This is a genomic window from Martelella sp., from assembly GCF_984369615.1.
In genome coordinates this window covers 1-6376 of the sequence record NZ_CFHTCS010000256.1, presented here as the reverse complement: position 1 = coordinate 6376, position 6376 = coordinate 1, and the positions used below count along the sequence as shown (strand labels likewise).

General features: G+C 61.4%; 1 protein-coding gene. It reads left to right on the top strand.

Annotation, left to right across the window (positions count from 1 at the left end; translation table 11 throughout):
* On the top strand, positions 1-6376 hold a 6376-nt coding region (locus AC5DC2_RS17365; protein ID WP_491699382.1), incomplete at both ends, for an autotransporter-associated beta strand repeat-containing protein.

The window sequence follows — 6376 nt, the reverse complement described above, 5'->3', positions numbered from 1 at the left end:
CCGGCGCGCTTTCGGGGTCCGGCGTTTATGTGCTCTACAACTACACGAACGGCGTCAGCGGCCAATTCTCCTCTGCCAGCAATGTGCCCAGCGGCTCCAGTATCGACTATCTGACTTCCAATCAGGTCAGGCTCATTGTACCGGGGGCCGATGGCACGATCAGCCAGTATTGGGACGGCGCGGGCACGAACGTGAACACCCTGATCGGCGGTTCCGGCGTCTGGAACAGCTCCAACAGGAACTGGGCGAATGCCTCCGGCGCCATTTCGTCGGAAACCGCCTGGGTGAACAACAGCACCGCTTTTGCCATTTTCTCCGGGTCACAATCCGGCACGGTGACGGTCGACGGAAACCTCAATGTCGCCGGCATGAACTTCCTGCGCGACGGCTATGTCCTGCGCCAGAACGGATCGGGAATCCTGACGCTTGCCAGCGTTCGGGGTGCACCCGTTTCGATCAATGTGAACGGCGGAACCGCGACCGTCGCCGTACCGCTTCAGGGCACGCCCACGGGCTTCGCCAAGACCGGATCGGGCACGCTGATCCTTTCGGCGACCAACAGCTACCAGGGCGGGACCACGATCAGCCAGGGTACGTTGCAGCTCGGCGGCCTGCTCGGCAACGGCACGGTCTCCGGCGCCATTTCCGGCGGCGGCACGCTGGCTGTCTATGCGCAGTCCGGAACGGGCGTGTCGTTCAGCAACAACATCGACGGCCTGACCGGCCCGTTCAACATCACCGGGCCCGGCCGCGTTGACTTTGATGTCAACGACAGCGGCTATGGCGGCACGACGACCGTGCAGAGCGGCATCTTCAACCTCAGGCAGGATCTCGGCGGGACGGTCAATGTCTTCGGCGGTACGCTTGCCGGCGACAATGCCACGATCGGCGGCCCGGTTACAATCGGCAACAGCAATACGGCGGGGCGGCTTTCGCCCGGCGATGCATCGCTCGGCGCGAACAGTTACGGTATCCTGACGATCAATGGCAATCTGACGCTGACGGCCAATGCCACCAGCGTGTTCGGGTTCAGCCTCGTCAATGCGCCAAACGCGCCTGCCAGCAACGACCTCGTCGTCGTCAACAACATTCTCGATCTCGGCGGCAGCGGTTTTGATGTCACCATCTATAGCGATCAATATGGCGACTACACGCTGTTCCAGTATAACGGGAGCTACACGGGGAATTTCGGCACCAGTCTGAGCGTGAAATTCGATACGACCGAGGTTCTGCAGCGGGATCAGTATCGCATCTGCCCGATCGACCCGAGTTGCCGGACGACCACGACGGATACGATCTTCCTGACAATCCTCAACACGCCCAGCGGCCCGGGGCTCTACTGGGACGGCGGCAACCCCAATCCCGGCGATGGCACCATCGTCGGCGGTTCGGGCACATGGCTGCCCGAGTCTTTCAACGGCGATCAAAGCTGGACCGGCCAGGACGCCACCACAAGACATCCCTGGACCGACGGTCGCACGGCGATCTTCGAGGGGACGGCCCCGGGCACGGTCACGGTCAATACCCAGACCAGTCCAGGCCAGTATGAGCCGATCGCGCTCGGCGGCATGCAGTTCAACACGGTGAATTATGATATTGTCGGCGGCAATGACGATGTGTTCACCGTCAACGGCACGATCAGCATGAGCGTTGCCCAGGGCTTGTATGTCACCAACAACCTCGCCTTCGAGGGGACGGGCGAGATTCACAAGGTCGGCCCGGGCCTGCTGGCGGTCGCTCCCTACAAATTCGGCGGAAACTGGGTGATTGAAGAGGGAATCCTGCAAATCGGCGACGACAAGTTTCAGGCCAGCCTTCAGCAAGATGTGGATATCGGAAGCGAGGGGACCCTTCGTATCTACGTTCTATCCTCCTACAGTGACAATGTAACCATGACAGGTGTTGGCATTTATCAGGTCAGCATTGGTGTCCCTTTTAACAGCCCGGTCGATTTCCGATCTGACAGCAGCGGTTTCGAGGGAGACATCCAAGTTCTCAGAGGGACGCTGCAAGTTGCAGGCGGTGGCGCGGTGCTGAACGGCGCAAGCCTTGTCGTCGGAGGAACCGACCCGCTGGCTCCGGGCGATTCGGCTCCCGCAGGTCTCAATCTGCAAACATCGATGACAATTACCGGAGAGATCGATATCGGCGACCGCAATGACACGCTGATCAACTCTCAGGGATCCACTGTGACCATCGATGGCCATTTGATCGCCTCAGGCGATGACGATGTCGATTTCGGCAATGTCGAAGGGGCGATCGTGAATGCCAGCATCACGGGTACATTGAGCGCTGCGGGCGGCGATATCCGGATGGGCTATGCCGACAAGACGCAGGTCGCCCTTGTCGCAAAGAACCAGGGCCTTGTGGAAGCCAAGGCGGGATCGATCCTGATTGGCAACGGTTCGAACACGAGCGCGACCGCCGTCAGCGTTTCCGTGCAGGACAGTGCGGTCTTGAATGCGGCGGAGGAAATCCGCATCGGCGGGCTCTCGTCCGGCCAGCAGGGCATGGGCACGCTGAACATCGGCAGCCCCGCCGGAACGCAGCCGCCCTTGGCTGCTCCCGGCAGTCTGGTCGCCCAGCAACTCGTCTTCGGCGGCGGCACTTCCACCCTTGTCTTCAATCACTCCGCCACGCAGGCCGACGGTTACGATTTCGGTCTGACACTGAATGTCGACTCAGAAGGCGACGCACAGACGATCAGCGTGCTGGAGGGCTTCACCTCGTTTTCGGGCGATGGCTCGGCCTATACAGGCGACGTCGATATCAGCGGCGGCACCTTCAATGTGAAGAGCGCGCTTGCCGGCAATTTCAACGTCACCGGCGGCGTCCTTTCAGGCTTCGGCCATCTGGGCAGCCAGAGCAATATGGTCACGATCGGCGAGGCCGCCGGCACGCCGAAATCGGCAACGCTCTCGCCGGGAGACCTCTCCGTCAACGCCTCGCCCGCAGCCAATTACGGCACGCTGACCATTCTCGGCGGTCTTTATCTCGACAACACCGCGGTCAGCGTCTTCGAGCTCGGCAAGGCCGGCACCGAGAACAATCCGGCGCTGGGCGGTCCCGAGAACGATCTCGTCGCCGTCGCCAAGGATATGACGGCAGGCGGCGCGCTCGAGATCAGCGTCACCGGCGACTACGGCTTCTACACCCTCTTTACCACCGACGATCTCAAAAACAGCACGTTCGCCCCGCAGAACGTCACGGTTCTGTTCGGCGGCACGCAGACGGGGCGGTTCCAGATCACCTATCCGGGCCAAAAGAGCGTTGTGCTGGAAGTCTATGACGTGCCGACCTACACGGACCTTTACTGGAACGGGACCACCTTGCAGCCGACCGGGCAGATCGTGGGCGGCGACGGAGACTGGTTCGTCAGCTATGCTCAGACAAACTGGCTGGACTCGACCTTCCAGAAATCCTTCGACTGGAAATCGCCCAACAGGGCGATCTTCGAGGGCGCGAGCGGCACGGTCAAAATCAACACGGTCCCGAACGGCCAGTCCGAGCCTATTGTCGTAACCGGTATGCTGTTCAACACATCGGGCTATGAACTGACCTACACGACCTCGGCCACGACCGACGCGGTGACGCTGCTCACGCCCAACCAGAATCCCGGCCAGAATCCGACCGCTCCTTCCATCAACGTCGAGGATGCGACCGCTGCGAATGACGGATGGGCCTCGATCGGCGTCGTTCTGAAGGGTACGGACGGCATGATTAAGAACGGTAAGGGTAGGCTGATCCTGACGGCCGACAACACTTACTCGGGCGATACGGTAATCAACGGGGGCACGCTCCAGCTCGGCGATAGTTCCAAGGGGCTGAACGGTTCGCTTCAGGGCCTGATCAACGTGACAACCGCCGATACCACGGCGCTTCTGGTCGAAGTTACGGGGACGACGGCGATGAATAATGCGCTTGTCGGTGCGGGCGATTTCAACGTTTCCGGCGCCGGCAGCCTCACCTTCTCCGGTGAGGGCGGCTCGTTCGGCGGCGACCTCTCCGTCTTCGGCGGCGCCACGCTTGCCGTAACCGGCGAGCTTGCCGGCGAGACGCTTTTGATCGGCGAGGGCAAGGGCGGTAGCGGCCAGCCGGATGGCGCAGTCACGCTGACGATGGGGGGGCGGCTGAAGATTGATGAGAGCATATCGCTCGCCGCCCTCCAGCCCCTCAGTGCCAGCGAAGTCGCGGTCCTCAATTTCGGCGCCGCCGCGACGGATGTCGCCGCTATGACGGGCGAGATCATCGTTGGCACCGGACAAGGCAGCATCTCCTTCAATTCCACCCAGTCGGCCATGGTCTTCAACCACGTAGCCGAGCGGGTTACGCCACTCTATATGGACAACTTCAGACTGGTTGGCACCCAGGGCGCTATCACTCACATCTCGGGCACAACGGTGTTCAAGGATGTCAGCGCGTCACAGTTTACCGAGACCATTACGATTTCGGGCGGCGTGCTTGTCCTTGAGTATGGGGGCGGGGTCTTCGGTGAGCCGACGGTTTTGGGCGGTCCTGTCACGGTGCAATCCGGCGGCACGCTCGCCGGTGCAGGGAACATTGTCGGTCAGGTGACCGTCATGGGTCAAGGCGTGCTTGAAAACGAGCAGAATCTGAGCAGCCAGAACCCATACTCGCTCAGAATTGCGAGCCCTCTTGCCATGGATACGGATTCGATACTCCGCGTCTATCTCGACCCCAGGGCGGCAGGCGCAAACACACCGCTTTTTGCCTCCGCCTCTCTTTCACTGCCCTCAAGCGGTACGGTCGAGGTGGACGTGAACACCGTCGGCGGCCAAACGCTCGGGCAGGGCTACTACCTCCTGATAGATCCACTCACGCCCTATGGCGGCCCTCATAACATCCTGACGCTTGCGCCGGGCAGCAAGTCGACCTACGAGATCACTTATGTCAACGACAACAACATGCAGGGCGTCTTTCTGCACGTGACCTCCGGCACGGCCAGCCTCGGCGACTATTGGAACCCGACCATGAGCGGGTCGGGGGCCAGCTACGGCGGAGACGGCAACTGGACGGCAAGCGGCGGGACCGACTGGACCAATGTTCCGGACAATGCGTCGGCCGTGAATTTCGGCGGCTGGGACAACAGCGGCGTAACGGCGATTTTCAAAGGAAGAGGCGGCAATGTCACGATCGACAGCCGCACGGATGGACAGATCCAGGTTGCGGGGCTCAATTTCCAGGCAGGGCCCTATGTCCTGACCGGAGCGACGCCTCAGGACACGTTGGAGCTCGTCGGCGCCGCCGTGACCGTCAACGTGGATCAGGCTGCCGGTTCGGCGACCCTCGCGGTGCCGCTGGGCGGGACTGCGGGCCTGATCAAGACAGGCGCGGGCGATCTGAAATTTACCGCCCGGAACACCTATGACGGCGGGACGGCGATCCAGGAAGGCACGCTCATCTTCGGTGACAATGGCGCCGTTGCCGGGCAGATCAGCATCGCCAACGGCGCTGTTCTTGCCGTGGATGCCGTGGGCACGGTCACCTTCACAATGGCAAATGTGATCTCCAGTGCCGGGGGAAGTTCGGCAACGCCGGGCGCTTTCAACATCATCGCAGGAACGGCCGAGGTCGACAGCTCGAGTGTCAGGTTTTCGGGCAACACAACCGTTATGGATGGCGGCACGCTGACCGGTACCGGCGCGTTGGCCGGCGCTGTGACGGTGCAACAGGGCGGCACGCTGAAAGGTACGGTTCAGACCGGGCCCTTTACGGTTGGCGACAGCTTGACCTTGCAGGCCGGCTCGACCCTCGATGTTACCCTCAACCCCAACGCGCCCAACACCACTATACCGCTGTTTATTACCGGATCGCTTGATGTGGTAAGCGGCATTGTCGACGTACATTCCACCACCGGAGTGGCAGAGGACATCCAGAAGGGCGAATACCTCCTGATTTCCTACACGTCGAAGCCCGCTGGCAGCGATCCGACAAAGCTTGTTCCCTCTTCGGGGAATTTCAAGATCGTCGACTTCAATCATGGCGTCTACCTGACGGCCGAGGAAGGCGTAACCGCCTATTGGCACCCGGTTCAGGACAGCGCCGCCGATTTCGGCGGAGTGGGGACCTGGACAGCCGATTCAGGCACCAACTGGTCGGATCAGAATGGCGAGAACCTGAGCCCCTGGACTGCGGGCGCGACGGCGATCTTCCAGGGCGATGCGCAGGATGTTCAGGTCGACAGTTCCGGTGGCGCGGAGGTCGAGATCGGCGGTCAGCGTATCGATAAGATTTATGGCCGCTGGATGGAGCTTTGGCACCAGCTCTCGTGCCGTGCGGAGAAGAAGGCCGGCTACGAACTGATGACCGGCAACGCGGCGACCGATGAGATTCAGACTTTTAAAACTGCAGAAGA